Source organism: Actibacterium sp. (genome assembly GCF_055134745.1).
Window position 1 is genome coordinate 1 of record NZ_JBSRVX010000043.1, and the last position, 23,360, is coordinate 23,360.

A 23,360-nucleotide genomic window follows, 5' to 3' on the forward strand; every position below is an offset into this window, starting at 1 on the left:
ACAGCCGCACCGGCGAATAGGGAAAATCCATCACCATGCCCAGAAGATCGCCCACCGCACGCACGAAATGCACGATCGCGTTATTGCTCAGCTCTGACTGATACATGATCGACATCAGGAAGACCGCGACGAACATCGCGGAAAACCGGATACGGTTGAATGGCGGCGCGTCACGAAATTCGATCAGCCCGGGGTAGGTGGATGAATATTCGAACAAGGTCAGCGCGGCCGCCAGAATGGCCGCCAGCGCCACAAACTGGGCCGCATCCGCGGAAACCGACGGCAGCAGCAAGGATGGCGTTGCGATCAGCAACACCACAAGAATCGCGCGCGCCAAGGCGCCTGTCAGATGAGCGATCACTGCTCCCGCCCCTCATGTTGGCCGGGTCCGGTACTCTGCCGAACCCATGGTCCAATTGCTGTCCGCACATTGTGGCGGTCTGCCTTAATCTTGCCCAATTTTTGCCAACTTTCGCTTCACTCAGCAACACACTGTTAAGAATAACGAATTCATTCCGACTTTTTCGTGGAGAAACTGTCGCCACTTTGCATCATTTTGGCATCAAAAAAGGGCCGCCCAATCGGACGGCCCTATATGTTGTGTATCGGTGGGTGATCAGACCCAAGGGCGCTGACTCTTTGCCTGCGCCTCGAAGCTGTCAATCGCGGCGGCTTTTTCAAGCGTCAGGCCGATATCGTCCAACCCGTTCAGCAGACAATGCTTCCGGAACGGGTCGATATCGAAAGAAACGACCTGCCCATCCGAAGTGCTGATGGTCTGCGCCTCCAGATCGACAGTCATGCGGGCATTGGCGCCTTTCTCGGCATCCTTCATCAGCATATCGACCGTTTCCTGTGGCAACGCGATCGGCAGAATGCCGTTCTTGAAGCAGTTGTTGAAAAAGATATCGGCAAAGCTGGGCGCGATCACGCAGCGAATGCCGAAATCCAGCAAGGCCCAGGGCGCATGTTCGCGCGAAGACCCGCAACCGAAATTGTCACCCGCCACCAGAATTTCCGCATCGCGGTATTGCGGCTTGTTCAGAACGAAATCGGGAATTTCCTTGCCTTCGCCGTCATAACGCATTTCGTCGAACAGGTTCACGCCAAGCCCGGTGCGCTTGATCGTTTTCAGGAACTGTTTGGGGATGATCATATCGGTGTCGATATTGATCAGGGGCATCGGCGCGGCAATGCCGGTCAGCTTAACAAATTTATCCATAAGACATCATGTCCTTTATCTGGCGGCGCGCGGGACTGTCTGGCCTTTTCAGCCCTGGCAGGCGGCATTCCATATCCCGGCCCGGTTTTACATCATCTCGCGCACATCGGTCAGATGACCGGTCACAGCCGCCGCCGCCGCCATCGCGGGCGACATCAGATGGGTGCGTCCGCCCCGGCCCTGACGGCCCTCGAAATTGCGGTTGGACGTGGCCGCGCAGCGTTCACCCGGCGACAGCTGATCAGGGTTCATGGCCAGACACATGGAACAACCGGCCATGCGCCATTCAAATCCGGCATCAATGAAGATCTGTGCCAGCCCCTCTTCTTCGGCCTGCGCCCGGACCAGGCCCGATCCGGGCACGACCATGGCGCGCATCCCGTCCTTGACCTTCTTGCCTTTCAGGATAGCCGCAGCGGCGCGCAGATCTTCGATCCGGCCATTGGTGCAGGACCCGATGAACACGGTGTCGATCTTGATATCAGACAGCTTCTGGCCCGGGGTCAGACCCATATAGTCAAGCGCGCGCTTCACGGCCTCGATCTTGCCGCCCTTGAAATCCTCTGGCGCGGGCACGACGCTGCTGATCGGCAGCACATCCTCGGGGCTGGTGCCCCAGGTCACGACCGGGGCGATGTCTTCGCCCTTGATCGTCAGCACCTTGTCGAAATGCGCGCCATCGTCGGAATAAAGCGTCTTCCACCAGGCCAGCGCGGCCTCCCATTGCGCGCCCTTGGGGGCATGCGGGCGGCCTTTGACATATTCAAAGGTCTTTTCATCCGGCGCAATCAGACCGGCGCGCGCGCCGCCCTCGATCGCCATGTTGCATACGGTCATGCGGCCTTCCATCGACAGATCGCGGATCGCGGAACCGCAATATTCGATCACGTAACCGGTGCCGCCTGCGGTGCCGGTCGCGCCGATCACCGACAGGGTGATATCCTTGGCAGTGACGCCCGGGCGCAGGTGGCCGGTGATTTCCACCTTCATATTCTTTGATTTCTTCTGAATCAGCGTCTGCGTGGCCAGCACATGTTCCACCTCGGATGTGCCGATACCATGGGCCAGCGCGCCAAACGCACCATGCGTGGCGGTATGGCTGTCACCGCAGACAACGGTCATGCCCGGCAGGGTCCAACCCTGTTCGGGGCCGACGATATGCACGATGCCCTGACGCACATCGGACACGGGGTAATAGTGTATGCCGAAATCCCTGGCATTCTTGTCCAGCGCCTCTACCTGAATGCGGGATTCGGGGTTGGTGATCCCATTCACCCGGTCCGGCGTGGTCGGCACGTTGTGATCGGGCACGGCAATGGTCTTGTCCGGCGCGCGCACTGCGCGCCCGGTCATGCGCAAACCTTCAAAGGCCTGGGGGCTGGTAACCTCATGCACCAGATGCCGGTCGATATACAGCAGACAGGTGCCATCCTCGGCCTCATGGGCCAGATGGGCATCCCAGATTTTATCATACAATGTCTTGGGGGAAGTCATGGAAGCTTCTTTCGCGATGGTTTGAATTGGAACTTACAACGGCGCAGCCAGCACCGTTATAGTCGCGCAAGCACCGACAGCGTCGCCCCGAAGAACCGCCAGGGCAGGCGCGCGCGATCATCCATGTCAAAAACCCGTTTCATGGGGGTTCAGATACTCTTTCCGTGGCCTTGCTGCAAGGGCGCGCGCTTGTGGCGCGCACGGGTGTCGTGCAATGCTGAAAGCCGCACCATGCCGGAGAACCGCGAATGGATCAGATCATCGGGCTTTTGGAACAGGCGCGCACCTTCGCGCTCAGCCTGACCGTGCCCGGATGGCGCTTGTATCAGATCGCGATGATCGCCGGTTTGGCCGCATTCGCCCAGATACTGGCCTGGATACTGGTGCCGCGGCTGCGCGAAAAGATGCGTTCGCTGGAAGGCTGGCCCAAATGGCGATTGCGCATATTGGTGATCCTGCAAAACCGGACACGCCTGATCCTGTTCGTTATTCTGGCCTGGCTGACAGTGTGGATCATCCACGAATTCACCTATCCCTGGCGCAGCTATTTCGTTCAGCTTGCCGCATCGCTGGCCACGGCATGGCTGTTCGTGGGGCTGGCCGCGCGACTGGTCCGAAATACCTTCCTGCGCCGGATGGTGACATGGGGGCTGTGGATATACGTCACTTTCTATTATCTGGGCATCATGGCCGAGGTCACCGGCTTTCTGGACAGCCTGGCCATCGAATTCGGCGATTTCCGCCTGACCCTTCTGGCGATCCTGAAGGCGCTGGTGGTCACGGGAGTGCTGTTTACACTGGCGCGGCTGGTCTCGCAGACGACCTCTGCCCAGATCCAGAAGAATGATGAAATATCACCCTCCATGCGGGTGCTGGCCGTCAAGGTCATGCAGGTCGTCCTTTATGGCGCGGCCTTCTTCATCGGACTAAAGGCGGTGGGATTCGATCTGACGGGGCTGGCGGTTCTGTCGGGTGCCATCGGCGTCGGCCTTGGCTTTGGCCTGCAAAAGGTCGTGTCGAACCTGGTCTCGGGGGTGATCATCCTGCTGGACAAATCCATCAAACCCGGCGACGTGATCAGCCTGGGCGACACCTTCGGCTGGATAAATTCGCTGGGCGCACGCTATGTGTCTGTCGTCACCCGCGACGGCAAGGAATACCTGATCCCCAACGAAGACCTGATAACCAGCCAGGTGGTGAACTGGTCGCATTCCAACGATTTCGTGCGGCTCGATATCTTTTTCGGCACAGCCTATGGCGACGATCCGCACAAGGTGCGCGACATCGCGATCGCGGCGGCGGCAAGCGTTAGACGGGTCGTCAGCCATCGCGCGCCGGTTTGCCATATCGTCGGATTCGGCGACAGCTCCGTGGATTACATCTTGCGGTTCTGGATCACCGACCCGACCGCCGGGCTGACCAATGTGCGCGGCGATGTCTACCTTGCCCTTTGGGATGCGTTCCAGCAGAACGGCATATCGATTCCCTTCCCCCAGCAAGAGGTCCGCCTGCTCGATGACGCGCCCCGCCCGCCAGTTTCACCGGCATGATCCCGCGCCCCGCGCCAATATTACCAACACCACTGGTTGAGATTCCAACAGCCCGATGCTATTTTGAATATAATCCCAGCGCCGGGGCTTTGGCGGCGCACAGACAAGGAGGACAATGTCCTGTCCCAACATGCAGATGCGGTGCATCGCACAGCCGCAATGGTCCTGCCGATGACGCAGCACCCCACCGATGTATCCAGCGAAGAATTGCTCGATCACATCCTTGCCCTGCTCGACGCTGACAAAGCCGAAGACATCGTCACAATAGACCTGCGCGGCAAAACCGCGATCGGCGACTTCATGGTCATCTGTTCGGGCCGATCAACCCGTCAGGTCGCTTCGATTGCCGACAAGCTGACCGAACGGCTGAAACAGGATTTCGGCCGCATCGCCAAGGTCGAAGGCAAGGGCCAGGGCGACTGGGTGCTGATCGACACCGGCGACGTGATCGTCCATGTCTTCCGCCCCGAAGTGCGCGAATTCTATCAGCTTGAAAAAATGTGGATGCCCATGCCGGCGGGCAGTTCAACCGCCCAGGCCTGAATGCGGCTGCATATCAATGCGGTCGGGCGCCTGCGCGCCGGGCCCGAACGCGACCTGATCCAGGATTACATCGGCCGTTTCGACAAGGCCGGGCGCACGCTGGGTCTGGGCCCGGCCACCCTGCACGAGGTCGAAGACCGCAAAGGCGGGGGCATGGCCGCCGAGGCCGCTCTTCTTGAACGCTCCCTGCCATCGGCCGCAGTGGTCTGCGTGCTCGACGAACGCGGCACCCTGCTCTCCTCTCCCGATTTCGCCGATCTTCTGGCGGGCTGGCGCGATCAGGGCCGCCAGGATGCCGCCTTTGTCATTGGCGGCGCCGATGGCCTCGACCCCGCCCTGCGCGCCCGCGCCGACATGGCGCTGTCATTCGGCAAGATGGTCTGGCCGCATATGCTGGCGCGCGTGATGCTGGCCGAACAGCTCTATCGCGCCGCCTCGATCCTCGCCGGCAGCCCCTATCACCGGGCCTGATATCTCCTTGTTTATTCTTGGTTCAAATACCCTCGCCGAAGGCGGCGCCAGGAACGGGCGCCTTTTTATGCTCGATATGTTCGCAATGGTTGTTCTTCGCCCGGACGCATCCTAGAACAGGTCCAACCAATCAAAAGGCACCCCGATGACTACGCCGAAACCCGTTGTTCTGTGCATTCTCGATGGCTGGGGCCAGCGCGAGGACACAACCGCCAACGCCCCCGCCCTGGCCGATACCCCGACCTTCGACCGGATCATGGCCACCTGCCCCAGTGCCACGCTCATCACCCACGGCCCCGATGTCGGGCTGCCCTCGGGGCAGATGGGCAATTCCGAGGTCGGGCATATGAATATCGGCGCCGGCCGCGTCGTCGCGATGGATCTGGGGCAGATCGACTTGGCGATCGAAGACAGATCGTTCTTCGGCAATCCGGCCCTTCTGGATTTTATCGCCCGCCTGCAGGCCAGTGGCGGCACCGCCCATCTCATGGGTGTGGTGTCCGATGGCGGCGTGCACGGCCATATCACGCATCTTCTGGCCGCGGCCCGCGCCATAACCGACGCGGGCGTGCCCGTTGCCATTCACGCCATCACAGACGGGCGTGATGTCGCGCCCAAATCCGCCGAAAGCTATGTATCGCCTTTTCTGGCCGATCTGCCCCAAGGCGCGATCATCGCCACCGTGATCGGCCGCTATTTCGCGATGGACCGCGACAACCGCTGGGACAGGGTCAGCAGGGCCTATGGCGCCATGATACACGCCCAGGGCGGCGCGGCGCCCGATGCGCTCACCGCGATCCGCCAGGGCTATGCCCGTGACGAAACAGACGAATTCATCGCCCCCACCGTGATCGGCCGCTATGCCGGCCTGCAAGACGGTGACGGCTTCTTTTGCCTGAACTTCCGCGCCGACCGCGCCCGCGAGATCTTGCGCGCCATAGGCGAACTGGGCTTCAACGCCTTCGACACCGGCCTCCGGCCGCAACTGGCCGCCCTGTTGGGCATGGTCGATTATTCCGACAGCCATAACGCCTATATGACCACCGCCTATCCCAAGCAGAAGATCGTCAACACCCTGGGGGAATGGGTCGCAAAACATGGGCTGCACCAGTTCCGGCTGGCCGAAACCGAAAAATATCCCCATGTCACATTCTTCCTGAATGGCGGTGTTGAAATACCCCAAACCGGCGAAGACCGGTTCATGCCCCTGTCGCCAAAGGTAGCGACCTATGACCTGCAACCCGAAATGTCCTCGGTCGAGGTGACAGACCGTTTCGTCGCCGCGATCGAGCATGGCTATGACCTGATCGTCGTCAACTATGCCAACCCCGACATGGTTGGCCATACCGGCGATCTGAACGCCGCCATCAAGGCCTGCGAGGCTGTCGATCAGGGCCTTGCCCGTGTACTGCCCGCGCTTCAGGCGGCCGGCGGCGCGATGATCGTCACCGCCGATCACGGCAATTGCGAAACCATGATCGACCCTGTCACCGGCGGGCCACACACCGCCCACACCACCAATCTGGTGCCGGTGGCGCTGATCGGTGGCCCGCAGGGCGTGACCCTGCGCGATGGCCGCCTGTCTGATCTCGCCCCCACCCTGCTGGAACTGATGGGCCTGGAAAAACCGGCGGAAATGACCGGGCAAAGTCTGATCCAGCGATGAACCGCCTGCGCGCCGTCCTGTTGCTGTGTCTGCTGACGGCCTCACCTGCCGCGCAGGCGCAATCGGACAACGCACCCGCCCTTGCGGCGCGCCGTGCGGCCATGATGCTGGATCAGGCCGCACTGGACCTCAAAGAGGCCGACAGCGCGGGCGACAGGGTCGAGGCCCTGACCACCACCATACGGGCCTATGAAGAAGGCCTTGCCGCGCTGCGCGAAGGCCTGCGCCGCGCCGCGATACGCGAACGCGCCATCCGCCTTGATCTGGAATCCCGCCAGGAAGAGGTCGCCCGTCTTCTGGGCGTTCTGGAAACCATGCAGCGCGCGCCCGAAACCCTGCTGCTGTTGCACCCTTCGGGGCCGGTGGGCACGGCGCGCGCCGGCATGATGCTGGGCGAGGTCGCCCCAGCCATCCAGGCACGCGCCGAAGAATTGCGCGCCAACCTGTCCGAGGTCGCCCTGCTGCGCGCCCTGCAGGAAAGCGCCGAAGACACCCTGGCCGAAGGGCTGGCGGGGGTTCAGTCGGCGCGCACAGCCCTGTCGCAGGCCATTTCCGACCGCACCCAGTTGCCCGGTCGATTTTCCTCTGATCCCGATGCGCTGCGCAAGATCCTGCAAAGCACAGACACGCTTGAAGGCTTTGCTTCGGCGCTGACGGCCGCCCCCGTCAGCACCGGCGCCATTGCCGGCATCGAAACGCGCAAGGGCAATCTGCCCCTGCCGGTGCAGGGCACATTGCTGCGCGGCTTCAACACCGCCGATGCCGCAGGCATCAAACGGCCCGGCTGGCTGATCGCCACCCGCCCCCTGGCGCTTGTCACCACGCCTGCGCCCGGAACGATCCGCTATCGCGGTCCGCTGCTCGACTACGGAAATGTGATCATATTGGAGCTTCAACCCGGAACGCTTCTGGTGCTAGCTGGTCTGGCGCAGGTCTATGGCAATGATGGCGAGGTATTGCCCGAAGGCGCCCCGGTGGGCCTGATGGGCGGAATGGATCCAAAACTCGGGACTTTTCTGGCCGACACAGCACAAGGCAGTGGTGCAGAGCGTCCGGAAACGCTTTATATGGAAATCAGACAGGGCAATGCCCCGGTGAACCCCGAAACGTGGTTCGGTGTGAAAAAGGAATAATATCCATGAAGAAATTCGTGATGGCCGCACTGGGTGGAACGCTGGCCGGGGCCGTACTGACCACGCAGATCGCCGGACCGCTGATTGCGCAACAGGCCGACAAGCAAAGTTCGGTCTATGAACAGCTGGATCTGTTCGGCGATATTTTCGAACGCATCCGCGCCCAATATGTCGAAGAGGTCGACAGCGCAGCCCTGATCGAGGCCGCCATCAACGGCATGCTGACCTCGCTTGATCCGCATTCCAGCTATCTGCCGCCCAATGCCTATAGCGACATGCGCCTGCAGACCCGTGGCGAATTTGGCGGTCTCGGGATCGAGGTCACGCAGGAAGACGGCTTCGTCAAGGTCGTCTCTCCCATTGACGGAACGCCCGCTGCCGAGGCCGGTATCCAGTCAGGCGATTTCATTACCCATGTCAACGGCGAAAGCATTCTGGGCCTGACCCTGGATCAGGCCGTTGAACTGATGCGCGGCCCTGTCGGGTCTGAAATCGTGGTAACGGTCGTGCGGGTCGACACGCCCGACCCGTTCGATGTGACCATGACCCGCGACACCATCAAACTCACCGCCGTGCGGTCGCGCACCGAAGGCAGCACCGTCGTCTTGCGCGTGACCACCTTCAACGATCAGACCTATCCCAACCTTGAGGAACAGCTAAAGACCTCGATCGAAAAACTGGGTGGGCTGGACAAGGTCAACGGCGTCGTCCTTGATCTGCGCAACAACCCGGGTGGCCTGCTGACACAGGCAATCGCGGTATCGGATGCCTTCCTGAACGCGGGCGAAATCGTTTCGACCCGGGGCCGAAACCCGGCCGACAGCGAACGCTATAACGCAACACCCGGCGACCTGATCGATGGCAAGCCGATGGTGGTTCTGATCAATGGCGGCTCGGCCTCGGCATCGGAAATCGTCGCCGGCGCGCTGCAGGATCATCGCCGCGCCATCGTTGTGGGCACCAAAAGCTTTGGCAAAGGGTCGGTGCAGACCATCATGCCCCTGAAAGACGATGGCGCGATGCGCCTGACAACGGCGCGTTATTACACCCCCTCGGGCCGATCCATTCAGGCGCTCGGCGTTTCGCCCGAAATCGTGGTGCAACAACCGCCCCGCGCGCCCGCCTCTGCCGAAGCCGAAACCCCCGCATCCGCGGCATCGCGACTGCGCTCCGAGGCCGACCTGCGCGGCAGCCTGAACAACGATTCGATGACCGAAGATGAACGCAAGCGTGCGCAGGAAGAACAACGCCTGGCCGAAGACGCCGCCAAACTGCGCCAGGAGGATTATCAGCTCGCCTATGCGATCGATATCCTCAAGGGTCTGACAGCACTGAAAAACTGATACAAAGGCGGGCCGGGGTATCCCGGCCCGAAGCCCCATGACACCCGACCAGATTGCCGCCCTTCCGTATCGTCCCTGCGTTGGCGTCATGCTGACCAATGCTCAGGGCAAGGTCTTCGTTGGCCAGCGCCGCGATTCCGATCTGGCCGCCTGGCAAATGCCCCAGGGCGGCATCGACGACGGCGAAGACCCCCGAACCGCCGCCCTGCGCGAACTATGGGAAGAAACCGGCATTACCGCCGATCTGGTCGAAATCATTGGCCATACCGGCGATTGGGTAACATACGACCTTCCCCCGGACCTGCTGGGAAAATTGTGGAAAGGCCGGTATCGCGGCCAGAAACAGCTTTGGTTCCTGATGCGCTTTCTGGGCCGCGACGATCAGGTGAATATCGACACCCCGCATCCCGAATTTTCCCAATGGGCCTGGATCGCGCCGGATCAGCTGGTGGCCAATATCGTGCCGTTCAAGCGCGATGTATATACCAGCGTCGTGTCCGAACTGGGCCCCATGATCGGACCGGCCGCCTGATTATCCTTGGCCAAATACCCCCGCCGGAGGCAGGCCAGCCCCGAACGCCCGGCCTGTTCTATTGCGCCTTCAACAACCTCAGCAATTCTTGCGACGGATATCCATCCGGGGCGGCGCCGCGCGCCACCTGAAAGGCGCGGATCGCGTCGATCGTATTGGGACCGACGATACCGTCGACCTTGTCGTCCAGATACCCAAGCCGCGTCAGGCGCTGCTGCATTTCCATACGTTCATCAAACGAAAGCGGCTTGTATCCGCGCGGCCAACTGGCCTTGAATTCGCCGCCGCCCCGCAATCTGTCGGCCAGATGGCCAACGCCGATCACATAGGCATCCGCAACATTATAGCGTTCGATCACGCTGAAATTCTTGAAGATCATGAACGCCACGCCCTGCGCCCCGGCGGGCAGCAGGATCGACCCTGCCCCATAATTCGGCACCGGCCGCCCATCAATGCCACGCACCCCCAGCGCCGCCCAGTCAGCAGGAGACTTGAGTATCTTGCGACTGGCCAATCCGTAATTGAAGCCGCGTGGCAGCACCACCTCGACCCCCCAGGGTTGACCTTTCACCCAGCCGAACCGCGCCAGATATGCGGCGGTCGATGCCAGCGCGTCGGTCGGATCATCGGCCCAGATGTCACGCCGCCCATCGCCCGTGAAATCAACGGCATAGGCCATAAAGCTGGACGGAATGAACTGCGTATGGCCCATTGCCCCGGCCCAGCTGCCCGTCATTCGCCCCGGCGGCACGTCACCCGATTGCACGATCTTCAGCGCGTCAATCAGTTGCGCCTCGAAAAACTTGCCACGACGTCCGTCATAGGCCAGCGTCGCCAGCGCCTCGATCACATGGATATCGCCGCGCCGCTCGCCATAGGCGCTTTCCAGGCCCCAGATCGCCGCGACGATCTCCTTGTCCACGCCATAGCGTGCCTCGATCGCACTAAGGGTGCGCGCATGTTTTTGCAGGGCGGCCCGCCCGTTTTCCACACGGGTGGGCGATGCCGCGCTGTCCAGATAATCCCATATCTGCTTGGTATATTCAGACTGGTTGCGATCCTTCTCGATCACCCCGCGGTTATAGCTGACACCCCGGAAGGCGGCATCAAAAACCCCGGCGGAAATGCCCTGTGACAGCGCCCGCTGACGAAACCCGTCTATCCAGCGATCAAACCCGGTATTGGGCACAGATGCCTGAATCACGCGACTGTCCCCCGATACGGCCGGCCTGAGTTCGGGAATGGGCGACGCGGTGATCTGCGCCAGCGCACAGCCGGACATCAGGGTGATCGTGGTTGCAAGAATGCCTGTGAATCGTGCCAGTTTCATGTGATTTGCCTCGATTGCCCGATTTTTTATTTGGCCGCAGCATAGCGCGAAGCGGCCGCTGGGCAAAGCGTGCAAAACAAGGCCGCGCGGATCAACGCCGGCTGCGGCTGACCTTGCGCTTGATCTTGGCGGCCTTGGCGCGCGCCGGTCCCGATTTACGTCCGCCGGGCTTGCCACGCGCCTTTGCCGGGCCACGCGGCAGGGCCTTGTCGTCGATTTCCAGAAGGTCCAGCAACAGCCCGCCCGTTACCGGCACCGCCTCGGCCAGACGGACGGTCACGCGCTGGCCGATACCGATGGTCAGACCGGTATCGGACCCCATCAGGGTGTTGGCCTCGCGATCATGATGGAAATATTCATTGCCCAGTTCACGAATGGGCACCAACCCGTCGGCCCCGGTTTCGTCCAGCTTCACGAACACCCCGAACCGCGCGATCCCGGAAATGCGCCCGGTAAATTCGTTGCCGACACGCTCTGACAAATAGGCGGCAAGATAGCGATCGGTTGTATCACGCTCGGCCGCCATTGAACGGCGTTCCGTTTCGGAAATATGCACGGCAGTTTCTTCCAGCCCGTCGATATCCTCGGGTGACAGCCCATCCTTGCCCCAGCCATGCGCGGTGATCAGCGCCCGATGCACGATCAGGTCGGCATAGCGCCGGATCGGTGATGTGAAATGCGCATAGGATCGCAACGCCAGCCCGAAATGCCCAAAGTTTTCAGCGTTGTAATAGGCCTGCGTCATCGACCGCAGCGTGGACAGGTTGATCAGTTCCGAAAATTCGGTGCCCATCGCCTGATCCAGCAGGCTGTTCAGATGCTGGGTTTTCAGAACCTGCCCCTTGGCCAGCGTGAACCCCGACGCCGCCGCGACATCGCGCAGCGCGTCCAGTTTCTCGGGGCTGGGTTCTTCATGAACGCGAAACAGCAACGGTCGGCGCATATGGGTCAGCTCTTCTGCCGCCGCCACATTGGCCAGGATCATGAATTCTTCGATCAGCTTGTGCGCGTCGAACCGGTCACGAAACCGCACCGATTTTACCTTGCCATCCTCGGACAGTTCGATTTTGCGTTCCGGCAGATCCAGATCCAGCGGCTGACGCGCATGCCGTGCCTTGGTGGCGGCAGCATAGGCCGCATAAAGCGGCTGTATAACGTCATTCACAAGAGGTTCCGTCTTGTCGTTCGGCGCACCATCTATGGCGGCCTGAACCTCTTCGTAACTCAGCGATGCCGCCGAATGCATCAGCGCGCGGGTAAAGCGGTGCGACAACTTGTTGCCAGCCGCGTCCAGTTTCATACGCACGGCAAGACAAGGACGGGTCGTGCCTTCGTGCAGGCTGCACAGATCGCCCGACAAGCGGTCAGGTAGCATCGGCACGACGCGATCCGGAAAATAGGTGGAATTTCCGCGTTTGCGCGCTTCTCGGTCCAGCGCCGATCCGGGTGTGACGTAATGGGCCACATCCGCGATGGCGACCCAGACGATATGACCGCCTTCGTTTTTCGCATCATCGTCAGCTTGGGCGAATACGGCATCGTCATGATCGCGCGCATCCGACGGGTCGATGGTAATCAGCGGCAGATCACGCAGATCTTCGCGCGTGCCCAGAACCGCCGGTTTCGCGGCATCGGCCTGCGCGATGACATCATCGGGAAAATCATCGGGAATGCCATGCTGATGAATCGCGATCAGCGATACCGCCCGCGGGGCGGATGGATCGCCCAACCGCTCGATCACGCGCGCGCGGGGCAGGCCCATGCGGGCCTTGGGGCCGACAAGTTCAGCCTCGACCAGTTCACCATCGCGCGCGCCGTGGGTGGCATCGCCCGCCACCTGCCATTCCCGGTCCTGTCCCTTGTCGATGGGCACAATCCGCCCACCTTCGGCGCCCTTGCGAAACACGCCCAGAACGCGGTGCTGCGCCACACCGATGCGCCGGATCAGCCGGGCCTGATACTGATGATCTTCGCCACGCACCTCGGTCAGGCGGGCCAGAATCCGGTCGCCGCCACCCAGCGCCGGGTCGGTCGCGCGGGGGATATACAACACCTTCGGTTCGGGCCCATCGCCCTGCCATTCCAGTGGCTTGGCGAACAGATCGCCCTGCGGCGTCGGGTTCAGCAATTGCAGCACCGATACCGGCGGCAGCTTGTCGGGGTCGCGGAAGGTCTTGCCCCGCTTTTCGACATGGCCATCCGATTCCAGCTCTTTCAACAGGCGCTTCAGGTCGATGCGGTCCTGACCCTTGATGTTGAAGGCCTTGGCGATATCACGCTTCGAGGTCGCACCGGGATGATCGGCGATCCAGGCAATAAGGTCGGCTTTTGATGGGATCGGGCTCATGCCCAAGGCCTAGCATGGGCAGGATTTGCCGTCATTGGGAAAGCGCAAAATAATCGCCAAGAATGCGCTGATAGATACGTTTCAGCACCTTGATCTGTTCAATGTCCACATGTTCGTCAACCTGATGCATCGTCTTGCCGACCAGCCCGAATTCCACCACCGGGCAATGGTGACGCACAAATCGCGCATCCGACGTGCCACCCGATGTCGACAGAACCGGCGAAACCCCGGTTTCGGCCTGAACCGCCTGCGCCACCAGATCCGACAAGGGGCCGGGCGGGGTGATGAAGCTTTCACCTGAAACCTGTGTTGTCAGGCTGATCTCGACGCCGGTGCCATCGGTGGCAATCGCAGCCTCCTGCCGCAGCCAGTCGGTCAGGCTGGCAGCATTATGGGCATCGTTGAACCGGATATTGATCGTGGCGCGGCAAATCGCGGGGATGACATTCGTCGCCGGATTGCCCGTATCAACCGTGGTGATCGCCAGCGTCGAGGCATCGAAATAATCGGTGCCGGTGTCCAGTTCATGGCTGGCCAGCCGGTCCAGCAACCGCACCAGCACCGGCAGCGGGTTCTGCGCCCGATGCGGATAGGCGACATGCCCCTGCACACCTGTTGCCACAAAGCGGGCGGTCAGCGATCCGCGCCGGCCGATCTTGATCATCTCGCCCATGGTTTGCGGGCATGTCGGCTCACCGACCAGGCAAACCGCCATCGCCTCGCCCTGCGCATCCATCCAGTCCAGCAGGGCGGCGGTGCCGTCGGTGGCATCCCCCTCCTCATCGCCGGTCAGCGTCAGTATCACGGCGCCATCGGGCGGGGTTTCGGTAACGAAATCCATGGCGGCGGCTGCAAAGGCAGCGACACCCGATTTCATATCGGTGGCGCCGCGCCCCCACAGATAACCGTCGCGTTGTTCCGCCCCGAAGGGGTCGACAGACCAATCCGATGCATCGCCTACCGGCACCACATCTGTGTGCCCGTTAAACCCGAACGTGCGCGCAGCGCCCTTCTTGCCCCAGCGCGCAAACAGATTGGCGATCCCGTCCCGATCCACCCGCACACAGGTAAAACCGGCAGCGGCCAGGCGGTTTGCCAGCAGGTCCAACGCGCCGCCCTCTTGCGGGGTGACCGATTGACAGCGCACAAGATCGGCGGTCAGGGCGACAGGATCAGTCAAGGTGGCCTCCGTAATTGGTTTTCCAGCGATAAACCGGCCGCCCCGCAGTTGCAATGTTGCAACGGCGCGACACCCTGCAGGCCTGCGAACAGCATTCGGAAATCAATGGGTTAACAACCTGTCAGAAATGGTGCAGTTTCGGAAATAATAATACCCCGAGGCAGGGTTCCGGACCAAAAGATAAAACAATCAGGTCCGAAAGAGCGGTTCAGAACTGGCAAGGCTGCGATGCGCGGCCAGTGTCTGGCTGCACCCTGTCCGAACGAGGCAGGAACAGGGCATGGCAAGGCTACCGATCGACAGTAATGCAAGCGCCATTCAGATGGCCAATACGATTTTCGGCAGCGGCGTGACCGTGGTCAATGCCAGCTACAGCGGCGACAAGCTTTCAGCCGGCATTTATTCCAATGGCGACACTGTTTCGCCTGGGGTGACGCCGGGCGATACCGGCGTGATCATGTCCACCGGCCGGGTGCGCGATTTCACCAATAATAACGGGCAACCCAATCAGTCCACCGGCACATCCACCGATACAAAAGGGGTCAATAACGACGCCGGCTTCAACAACCTTGCGGGCAGCAATACCTATGATGCCTCGATCCTGGATGTGGACTTCATTCCGACCGGAAACACCCTGACGATGCAATTCGTCTTTGCCTCGGATGAATATCCGGAATTCGCCAATTCGATCTATAACGATGTGGTCGGCGTCTGGGTGAATGGGCAACCCGTTCAGATGGCGATCAATACGGTGCAAACCAACGTGAACGGCGTCAGCCCGACCAATAACATCAACCTCTATAACGATAATACAAACGACGCCTTCAACACGGAAATGGACGGCTTTACCGTCACCATGACGCTGAAGATGTCCGTCGTGCCGAACCAGTTGAATTCGATCCGCGTCGGCATCGCGGATGTGGGCGATTCATCATATGATTCCAGCCTGCTGATCGCGGGCAACAGTGTGCAATCGGCCCTAATCGCGGCTGATGACACCATTTCCCTGGCACCGGGCGCGACCCAGACGATTGACGTTCTGGCCAATGATACCGGCCCGGGCAACAGCACCCTGACCATCACCCATATCAACGGTCAGGCGGTCGCCGCAGGCGACACCATAACCCTGGCCACCGGCCAGCAGGTTACGCTGAACGCCAATGGAACCCTGACCGTTGCCGCGGATCAGGATGTGGAAACCGTCAATTTCACCTACACCGTCAGCAATGGCGGCGGCAACGGGCTGTCCGACACCGCCTTTGTCACCATCGACAGCGTGCCCTGCTTTGTCGCCGGCACGCGCATTCGCACAGACAGCGGCGAGGTTGCCGTCGAAACCCTGATGCCCGGCGATCTGGTTGCAACCCTTGATAACGGCCTGCAGCCCATCCGCTGGGTCGGGCAGCGGCGTGTGCCCGCCGAAGGGTCATTGGCGCCGGTTCGAATTCTAGCCGGGGCGCTGGGCCAACACCGCACCTTGTTGCTGTCGCCGCTGCACCGGGTTCTGATCCGCGACAGCCTGGCCGAACTGCTGTTTGGCGAACGCGAAGTGCTGATCGCCGCCAAAGAATTGGTAAATGACCGGACGATCCGCATTCAAAGCGGTGGAATGGTCGAATATGTGCACATCCTGTTTGACCGGCACCAGATCGTCATGTCCGAAGGCCTGCCTACTGAAAGCTTCCTGCCTGGTCCTCAGACAACGGACAGCCTTGAACGCGAATTGATCGAAGAGATCTGCGAAATCTTTCCAGAACTTGATCCCGATACCGGCAGCGGCTACAGCCCCGCCGCCCGGCGCACGTTGCGCGGTTATGAGGCGCGCCTGTTGCTGCGCAGGCATCTTGCCGCCTGATGTCCTGGATCACAGTCACCGCACCGGGCCAGGGGCCGCTGGACGGGCCTGGACAGGCACGACACCAGGCGGCCTCTGCCCCGCCGGATGACATTCTGTATCGCGGCAGCCTGTATATCGAAGGCCAGATAGACCGCGGCGATCCCGACGAACAGACCCTGTTCCTGCTGCATGGGCGGGCAGATACCGCCAGCCGCACATCTTTGCATCTGGGGGCCGACGGATCGGTGGTGTTCGCGCGCCGGTTCGGACGCCAACACCTGCAAGTCACGATGGACACAGGCCGCCGACTGACCGAAGGCAGCCTGCGCGTCACGGTATCCTGGAATCTGCCAACCGGATGGGGGCTGCTGACACTTGAATGCGCCAGTGACGGCCTGCTTGTTCAGCGCGAATTCACAGATCCGCTGCCCCTGCTGAGGTCGGATTTTGCCCATGATGCTGTGACAGACCGGGAAATGATCTTTGGCCCGGCGTTGCGCTGTCTGGCGCTTTCGGACCAGCTGGAGCCGGTCGGGGTCACCCCGACCTTTGCAACCGGCACGCCGATTGCCACGCCGCAGGGTCTGCGCCCCATTGAAAGCCTGCAGGCGGGCGACGCCGTTCTGGCCCATGATGGCACAACCCATCCCATCATCTGGGCCGGCAGCCGCGAGGTTCCGGCACGCGGGCGCTTTCGCCCGGTTCGCTTGCTGGCCCCCTATTTCGGTCTGCTGCAAGATGTCATTGTCGCGCCTGAACAGCGCCTGGTCATCGCCGGCCCCGAAGCTGAATACCTGTTCAGCGAAGAGGCCGTTCTGGTCGAAGCCCATTGCCTGATCGGCACCCGTTTTGCGGCGGCTGAACGCACAGGTCGAACCATTCGCTATCATCAGATATTGCTGAACAACCATGCAGCATTGATGGTGGCCGGCGCGCCGATGGAAAGCCTTTATATCGGCAATCTGCGCGACACGCCGGAAATTCTGGCCACCACCGTCCTGGCCAATATGCCGGCCCGCCAATTGCCGCTTCACAGAAATCTGGCATTTCCGGCCCTGCGCGACTATGAAGCCGTCACTTTGTGCACGGCGCTGCTGAACCGCTGACGCCATAATCGCGGGAAAACCGGCATGATCCGCTTGCTGTCCATCATCTGGCTATTGTCTGCCGTCCTGTCTTCAACCGCTGCCTTTGCCCAGCAGGTGCAGGTTGTCACGGTCGAACGCCCGCCATTTTCGATGCAGAAGGACGGCGTGCAAACCGGCTTCAGCATCGAGTTGTGGCAGGCCGTGGCCGCAGATCTGGGCCTTGAATACTCTGTCGCCCGCACCGACGCCTTCAGGGAAATGCTGCGCCGGATCAGCGATGGCGAGGCCGATCTTGCCGCGGCCAATATCTCGATCACCGCCCAGCGCGAACAGATCATGGATTTCAGCCATGCCATTTTCGAAAGCGGACTGCAGGTCATGGTGTCAAAATCGGATGGCGGGATCAGTCTGTGGAACGTTCTGGCATCGCGCGATCTGCTGGTTTCAATCGGTATCGCCTTTCTGATCCTGTTCGGAGGCGGCATGCTGATGTGGCTGCTGGAACGCCGGTCACAACCCTATTTCGACCGCCCCGCCCAAGAGGCGATGTTCCCCGCCTTCTGGTGGGCGCTGAACCTGATCGTGAATGGCGGCTTCGAGGAACGCGTTCCGCGCACCTTCCTTGGCCGGATATTTGGCGTCTTTCTGGTTCTGTCCAGCCTGTTTTTCGTGTCGATCTTCGTGGCCAAGATCACCGCCATGCTGACGGTGAACGCGATTCAGGGATCTGTGAATTCGGTAAACGACCTGTATGGCAAGCGTGTCGCAACTATCGAAGGGTCAACCTCGGCCGTATTCCTGACCGCGCGCGAGCTGGATTTTACCGGCTATCCCGATCTGGCCACAATGCTGGCCGCCTTCGAGGACGGGCGCGAGGAAGCCGTGGTCTTCGACGCGCCGGTGCTGGCCTATTACGTCAATAATGCGGGGCGCGAGCGTGGCGAACTTGTGGGCGGCACCTTCCTGCGCGAAAGCTATGGCTTTGCCCTGCCAACCGGCAGCCCTTTGGTCGAGCCGATCAATCGCACCCTGCTGAAGCTGCGCGAAGATGGCACCTATGACCGGCTGTATCGAAAATATTTCGGCGCTGTGGACTGATGCCGACCAGCGGGCCGGCTGTCAGTCCAATCCGGGCTGGGGTTCGTCACCGAAAAACGGGGTGAACTGCGCCACGATCACCGCGTTTTCAGCGCGCGCGCGCTCCATCAACTGTTCTTCTTCTTGGGAAATCTCGTGCTCCTGCGCGCGGCGTTCGTCGATCGTGCCATATCCGGTGACATCCAGCGGCGCCAGATCGGCCTGTTTCAGCACGGCCACGGTTTCGCGCACGGCTTCGGCCTCGTCCACGCCGCTGGCATAACACATCAACGCGGCTCCGGTCGCGCCCTCTGGCAAACCGTCGCCCGTCTTGCGACCGACCTGAACCAGCAGGGTAAAGACCTGTTGGGCGCGTTTTGGCTTTTCCAAGGGATATCCTTCCGGCTGCGACTGGTGCCTTTATTGCCCCGGCCACGAGGCGATTGTCCAGCGACAGGTGCCGCAATGCGAACAGGGTTTGGCGGAAATATCGCCCGCAACATCCGCGCAAGCGCCGCAAAAGCTGCAACACACCGTATCCGAGCGGTGCGCCCTTTCTATGATACGATGCGGTTCGATTTCCTGGGGGGGAACGATGCGCAAACCTGCAACGGGGTCAGGCCTGCGAAAGACGCTCATGCGCCCATCCGATTCCAGATAGGCAAGTTCCACCTCGCCCAGATTGCGGATCCCCGAAAGACGCAGCATCGCCATGAATTCGGCAGGGCCCATATCGCGCCGGGTGACTGCCGAATACAGGATACGCCCACTGTCGATAACCGTGACCGGCCCGCCGTCGATCGCATTCTTGATCGTTTCGCTGCGCAGGATAAGCTGATCCAGCCCCTTGTTGACCACCGCAATCACGGTGATCACCAGCAGCGCATGCAGAACGGGCACCTCGGGATAGAACAGCGGATCGCCAACCGCAGAGCCCAGCGCGATGACCAGCAGGAATTCGACCATCGACAACTGCGCGATGCTGCGCCCGCCAATCCAGCGCATCAGCACCAGCGTGTAGAGATAGACGATCAGCGTGCGCGCAAGAATTTCAAGATAGAACAGCGGCGGATCCTGCCCCAGAAACATCCTTGCAAGATCAAAGGGAACAGTCTGATCGTCCATCGCACGCCTTCCATATATTGCCGAAGAACCCGGCAATATGGATTTTGGTTCCGTGTTCCGGAAAAGGCGTCAGATCAGTCGCGCAACAACTCGTTTATCCCGGTCTTGGAGCGTGTCTGTGCATTGACCCGCTTGACGATGACCGCACAATACAGGCTCACCCCGTTTTTTGACGGCATAGAGCCCGGAACCACCACCGAATAGGCCGGCACTTCGCCATACATGATTTCGCCGGTATCGCGATCCACGATCTTGGTCGATTGCCCGATGAATACGCCCATGCTGAGCACGGACCCTTCGCGCACGATCACGCCTTCCACCACTTCGGAACGCGCGCCGATGAAACAGTTGTCTTCGATGATCGTGGGGCCTGCCTGCATCGGTTCCAGGACACCGCCGATGCCGACACCACCCGACAGATGCACATGCTTGCCGATCTGGGCACAACTGCCAACCGTGGCCCAGGTATCCACCATGGTCCCTTCACCGATATGGGCGCCAAGGTTCACAAACGATGGCATCAACACCACGCCCGGCGCGACATAGGCCGATTTGCGGACGATCGCATTGGGCACCGCGCGAAAACCGGCTGCCTTCCACTGGTCGTCACCCCAGCCCTTGAACTTGCTGTCGACCTTGTCCCACCAGCCACCGCCCTGCGGCCCGCCGGATTGCTGTTCCATGTCCTTCAGGCGGAACCCCAGCAACACCGCCTTTTTTGCCCATTGGTTCACATGCCACTGCCCGTCATCCTGGCGCTCGGCCACGCGCAGGGTGCCGCCGTCCAGCGCGTTCAGCGTGGCCTCGATGGCCTCGCGGGCCTCGCCTTTTGTGGCGGGGGTGATCTGGTCGCGAACCTCCCAGGCTGTTTCGATGGCGGCTTCAAGCTGGGTGTTCAGCATCTGGGTCTCCGGTTCGGGAATGGATTTATCTGAACCTGCGCTATAGTGCGTAAGCACAGAACGCGCAACAAAAGGTAAGCCATGACCCGCTCTGAACGTGCCCATCCCCTGCCCGATCTTGAAGTTGACCGCCAAAGGCTGGCCAAGGTGCCCGACACCCCGCAGACGCGGGCGCCATCCTATCGGCTGGCATTCGACGACCCCGATTTCCTGGTCCGCGATGAGCTGCGCCCGATCCGCCTGCAACTGGAACTGCTCAAACCCGAAATGGCCATGGCCGAATATGGCATCGTCTCGACCGTCGTTCTGTTCGGCGGCGCACGCATTCCCGACCCTGAACACAAGGAAACCGCCCGCACCAAAACCCTGGCCGATCTGTCGCGATACTATTCCGAGGCCCGCGAATTCGCGCGGCTGATCACTGTGCAGTCCCGCCAGGGCGATTGCCTGTGCGATGTCATCGTCACCGGTGGCGGCCCCGGAATCATGGAGGCCGGGAACCGGGGGGCCGTGGATGCAGGCGGGGTATCAATCGGCCTGAACATCGTTCTGCCGCACGAGCAGTCACCAAATCGCTATGTCACGCCGGATCTGTGCTTCAACTTCCACTATTTCGCGATCCGCAAGATGCACTTTCTCATGCGGGCTTCGGCGCTCGCGTTCTTCCCCGGTGGCTTTGGCACCATGGACGAGTTGTTCGAAAGCCTGACCCTGATCCAGAGCGGCCGGATGAAACGCATCCCGATTGTCATGTTCGGCAAGGAATTCTGGCAAAGCGTCATAAACTGGGACGCGCTGGTTCAGGCCGGCACGATTTCACCGCAGGATGTCGAACTGTTTCGATTCGTCGAAACGGCAGACGAGGCCATGGAAGTTATCGCGAACTTTCAGGTCTGAGAGGTCGGTATTCCGGCCTCGCGCGCCACCGCGGCACGGCTTTTGCGGGCGCGTTCGGTGGCCGACTTCAACTGCCCGCAGGCGGCCATGATGTCTTCGCCGCGGGGGGTGCGGATGGGCGACGCATATCCAGCCTTGTATATGATGTCGGCAAAGGCATGGATACGGTTGTTCGAAGACCTTTCATAGGGCGCGCCTGGCCATTCGTTGAACGGGATCAGGTTGATCTTGGCGGGAATGCCCTCGATGAGCTTGACCAGCCGCCGCGCATCTTCATCGCTGTCATTCACACCCTTCAGCATCACATATTCAAAGGTGATGCGCTCCGAATTGGACAGGCGCGGATAGTCGCGCAGTGCCGCCAGCAACGTTTCAATGTTCCATTTCTTGTTGATCGGCACCAGCTTGTCGCGCACCTCATCCGTGGTGGCGTGGAAGGACACCGCCAGCAGGCAACCGATTTCGTCTGCCGCGCGGGCAATCTCGGGCACGACACCGCTGGTCGACAGGGTGATACGGCGGCGAGACAGCGAAATGCCTTCGCCATCCATCGCGATCTTCATCGCATCGCGCACGGCATCGAAATTATACAGTGGCTCGCCCATACCCATCAGCACGATATTCGACAAAAGCCGCGCTTCATCCTTGGGCGCGCGGCCAAGTTCCGGCCATTCGCCAAGATCGTCGCGCGCCAGCATGATCTGACCGACAATCTCGCCCGCCGTCAGGTTGCGCACCAGTTTCTGCGTGCCTGTATGGCAGAACGAACAGGTCAGCGTGCAACCCACCTGCGACGAAACACACAGGGTGCCGCGGTCTTCCTCGGGGATATAGACGGTTTCCACCTCATGACCGCCCGCGATGCGCACCAGATATTTGCGCGTGCCATCGCTGGATACATGCTTGGACACCACTTCGGGAATTTCGATGGTAAAGTTCTGCTCCAGCAGGGCGCGGTAATCCTTGGCCAGATTGGTCATCAGATCAAACTGGCGCACCCCCTTGTGATACACCCACTGCCAGACCTGGTTTTCACGCATCTTGGCCTGTTTTTCCGGCGTCCCGGCAGCGACAAGCGCGGCGCGCAATGCATTGCGTGGAAGACCAACGATGTTGGTCTTCGTGCCCTGGGGCAATTTCCGGGGCAGGGTCAGGACATCCTGCGTGATCGGGCTTGTCGCGGACATTGGCGCGCCTTTCTGTTCAAGGCACCCTGTCTACAGGATTCTGCGGCGCAGATAAATATCCCTTGCGCAGCAGCCCGATCAGCTGCCGCAGCGTTTTTCAGCCTCTTCCATCGCTGCGGTGAACCCCAACAGTGAAAAGGTGTCCTTGGTGATCGTGCCGCGTGACGAACCCGCGGTCAGAACCGCCGTTGCGCCCTTTTTCATCGCCGCCAGAATTTTCGAGTCATCCTCGGCAGATGATGGCCAGGCCCATTCCCGGTCGGTGAACAGCTGATAGCTGCTGTCGCCGATCTCCATCGTCACGAATGAATTCTCGGCAAAGGGATAACCACCGGTGAACGAAATCTCGCCTGCGGCACCGGCGCCCGGCTTATAGGTAACGAACAGCAATATATCCCCGCGCGTCACCGATTTCGGCCGCCCGTCCTTATCGGTG

At 61.0% G+C, this 23,360-nt stretch carries 21 protein-coding genes and 1 pseudogene; 11 read left to right on the plus strand and 11 right to left on the minus strand.

The window, feature by feature from the left end:
- The 3 genes and pseudogenes from ACTCHC_RS08865 to leuC all read right to left on the minus strand — a co-directional run.
- Nucleotides 1–361: pseudogene (locus ACTCHC_RS08865) on the minus strand (hypothetical protein); the annotation flags it as partial.
- Nucleotides 362–616: 255 nt separating this feature from the next.
- Nucleotides 617–1,222, minus strand: a complete 606-nt coding sequence (leuD, locus tag ACTCHC_RS08870) for a 3-isopropylmalate dehydratase small subunit (RefSeq protein WP_463022124.1) — start codon at nucleotides 1,220–1,222, stop codon at nucleotides 617–619.
- A gap of 87 nt (nucleotides 1,223–1,309) precedes the next feature.
- Entirely contained in the window at nucleotides 1,310–2,716 is a 1,407-nt protein-coding gene (gene leuC, locus ACTCHC_RS08875; RefSeq protein WP_463022125.1) for a 3-isopropylmalate dehydratase large subunit, read from the minus strand.
- A gap of 248 nt (nucleotides 2,717–2,964) precedes the next feature.
- On the opposite strand from leuC, the gene ACTCHC_RS08880 reads away from it, so the two are divergent.
- The 7 genes from ACTCHC_RS08880 to ACTCHC_RS08910 all read left to right on the plus strand — a co-directional run bounded on the left by ACTCHC_RS08880 (nucleotide 2,965) and on the right by ACTCHC_RS08910 (nucleotide 9,954).
- Nucleotides 2,965–4,266, plus strand: coding sequence for a mechanosensitive ion channel family protein (locus ACTCHC_RS08880; RefSeq protein ID WP_463022126.1), 1,302 nt, complete (start codon nucleotides 2,965–2,967; stop codon nucleotides 4,264–4,266).
- 171 nt (nucleotides 4,267–4,437) lie between these two features.
- Entirely contained in the window at nucleotides 4,438–4,809 is a 372-nt protein-coding gene (rsfS, locus tag ACTCHC_RS08885) for a ribosome silencing factor (protein WP_463022127.1), read from the plus strand.
- Nucleotides 4,810–5,280, plus strand: a complete 471-nt coding sequence (rlmH, locus tag ACTCHC_RS08890; RefSeq protein WP_463022128.1) for a 23S rRNA (pseudouridine(1915)-N(3))-methyltransferase RlmH — start codon at nucleotides 4,810–4,812, stop codon at nucleotides 5,278–5,280.
- 145 nt (nucleotides 5,281–5,425) lie between these two features.
- On the plus strand, nucleotides 5,426–6,946 hold the full coding sequence (gpmI, locus tag ACTCHC_RS08895; RefSeq protein WP_463022129.1) for a 2,3-bisphosphoglycerate-independent phosphoglycerate mutase: 1,521 nt from the start codon (nucleotides 5,426–5,428) through the stop codon (nucleotides 6,944–6,946).
- Nucleotides 6,943–8,079 (plus strand): murein hydrolase activator EnvC family protein, encoded by a 1,137-nt coding sequence (locus ACTCHC_RS08900; protein WP_463022130.1) that lies wholly within the window; start codon nucleotides 6,943–6,945, stop codon nucleotides 8,077–8,079. The genes gpmI and ACTCHC_RS08900 overlap by 4 nt, the downstream gene beginning before the upstream one ends.
- A gap of 5 nt (nucleotides 8,080–8,084) precedes the next feature.
- Nucleotides 8,085–9,422: a S41 family peptidase gene (locus ACTCHC_RS08905; protein ID WP_463022131.1), complete on the plus strand. Its 1,338-nt coding sequence runs from the start codon at nucleotides 8,085–8,087 to the stop codon at nucleotides 9,420–9,422.
- A 37-nt stretch (nucleotides 9,423–9,459) separates the two neighbouring features.
- Nucleotides 9,460–9,954: an RNA pyrophosphohydrolase gene (locus tag ACTCHC_RS08910; protein WP_463022132.1), complete on the plus strand. Its 495-nt coding sequence runs from the start codon at nucleotides 9,460–9,462 to the stop codon at nucleotides 9,952–9,954.
- Between the two features lie 58 nt (nucleotides 9,955–10,012).
- Here ACTCHC_RS08910 and ACTCHC_RS08915 read toward each other — a convergent pair whose 3' ends face one another.
- The 3 genes from ACTCHC_RS08915 to dapE form a co-directional block, all read right to left on the minus strand.
- Nucleotides 10,013–11,284 (minus strand): lytic murein transglycosylase, encoded by a 1,272-nt coding sequence (locus tag ACTCHC_RS08915; protein ID WP_463022133.1) that lies wholly within the window; start codon nucleotides 11,282–11,284, stop codon nucleotides 10,013–10,015.
- 91 nt (nucleotides 11,285–11,375) lie between these two features.
- Nucleotides 11,376–13,631, minus strand: coding sequence for a ribonuclease R (gene rnr / locus ACTCHC_RS08920; protein WP_463022134.1), 2,256 nt, complete (start codon nucleotides 13,629–13,631; stop codon nucleotides 11,376–11,378).
- 31 nt (nucleotides 13,632–13,662) lie between these two features.
- Nucleotides 13,663–14,811 (minus strand): succinyl-diaminopimelate desuccinylase, encoded by a 1,149-nt coding sequence (gene dapE, locus ACTCHC_RS08925; protein WP_463022135.1) that lies wholly within the window; start codon nucleotides 14,809–14,811, stop codon nucleotides 13,663–13,665.
- A 280-nt stretch (nucleotides 14,812–15,091) separates the two neighbouring features.
- Between dapE and ACTCHC_RS08930 the strand changes: the two genes are divergently transcribed.
- The 3 genes from ACTCHC_RS08930 to ACTCHC_RS08940 are packed head-to-tail and all read left to right on the plus strand — an operon-like array spanning nucleotide 15,092 to nucleotide 18,834.
- Nucleotides 15,092–16,666 (plus strand): Hint domain-containing protein, encoded by a 1,575-nt coding sequence (locus tag ACTCHC_RS08930; RefSeq protein WP_463022136.1) that lies wholly within the window; start codon nucleotides 15,092–15,094, stop codon nucleotides 16,664–16,666.
- Entirely contained in the window at nucleotides 16,666–17,754 is a 1,089-nt protein-coding gene (locus ACTCHC_RS08935) for a Hint domain-containing protein (RefSeq protein ID WP_463022137.1), read from the plus strand. The genes ACTCHC_RS08930 and ACTCHC_RS08935 overlap by 1 nt, the downstream gene beginning before the upstream one ends.
- A gap of 24 nt (nucleotides 17,755–17,778) precedes the next feature.
- The gene (locus ACTCHC_RS08940; protein ID WP_463022138.1) at nucleotides 17,779–18,834 is read left to right on the plus strand and encodes a transporter substrate-binding domain-containing protein; all 1,056 of its coding nucleotides are present in this window, start codon (nucleotides 17,779–17,781) and stop codon (nucleotides 18,832–18,834) included.
- Nucleotides 18,835–18,855: 21 nt separating this feature from the next.
- On the opposite strand, the gene ACTCHC_RS08945 is transcribed toward ACTCHC_RS08940, so the two are convergent.
- The 3 genes from ACTCHC_RS08945 to dapD form a co-directional block, all read right to left on the minus strand.
- Nucleotides 18,856–19,203: a hypothetical protein gene (locus ACTCHC_RS08945; RefSeq protein ID WP_463022139.1), complete on the minus strand. Its 348-nt coding sequence runs from the start codon at nucleotides 19,201–19,203 to the stop codon at nucleotides 18,856–18,858.
- A 30-nt stretch (nucleotides 19,204–19,233) separates the two neighbouring features.
- The gene (locus ACTCHC_RS08950) at nucleotides 19,234–19,938 is read right to left on the minus strand and encodes a DUF421 domain-containing protein (protein ID WP_463022140.1); all 705 of its coding nucleotides are present in this window, start codon (nucleotides 19,936–19,938) and stop codon (nucleotides 19,234–19,236) included.
- A gap of 74 nt (nucleotides 19,939–20,012) precedes the next feature.
- Nucleotides 20,013–20,840 carry a 2,3,4,5-tetrahydropyridine-2,6-dicarboxylate N-succinyltransferase gene (dapD, locus tag ACTCHC_RS08955; RefSeq protein WP_463022141.1) on the minus strand — a complete coding sequence of 276 codons (828 nt, stop codon included), beginning with the start codon at nucleotides 20,838–20,840 and terminating at the stop codon, nucleotides 20,013–20,015.
- Nucleotides 20,841–20,921: 81 nt separating this feature from the next.
- Between dapD and ACTCHC_RS08960 the strand changes: the two genes are divergently transcribed.
- Nucleotides 20,922–21,737 (plus strand): LOG family protein, encoded by an 816-nt coding sequence (locus ACTCHC_RS08960; protein WP_463022142.1) that lies wholly within the window; start codon nucleotides 20,922–20,924, stop codon nucleotides 21,735–21,737.
- Here the strand turns inward: ACTCHC_RS08960 and rlmN are convergent.
- Complete coding sequence (rlmN, locus tag ACTCHC_RS08965; protein ID WP_463022143.1) at nucleotides 21,728–22,924, minus strand: dual-specificity RNA methyltransferase RlmN; 1,197 nt, start codon at nucleotides 22,922–22,924, stop codon at nucleotides 21,728–21,730. The genes ACTCHC_RS08960 and rlmN overlap by 10 nt on opposite strands.
- 78 nt (nucleotides 22,925–23,002) lie before the next feature.
- On the minus strand, nucleotides 23,003–23,360 hold a 358-nt coding region (locus ACTCHC_RS08970; protein ID WP_463022144.1), incomplete at its 5' end, for an invasion associated locus B family protein.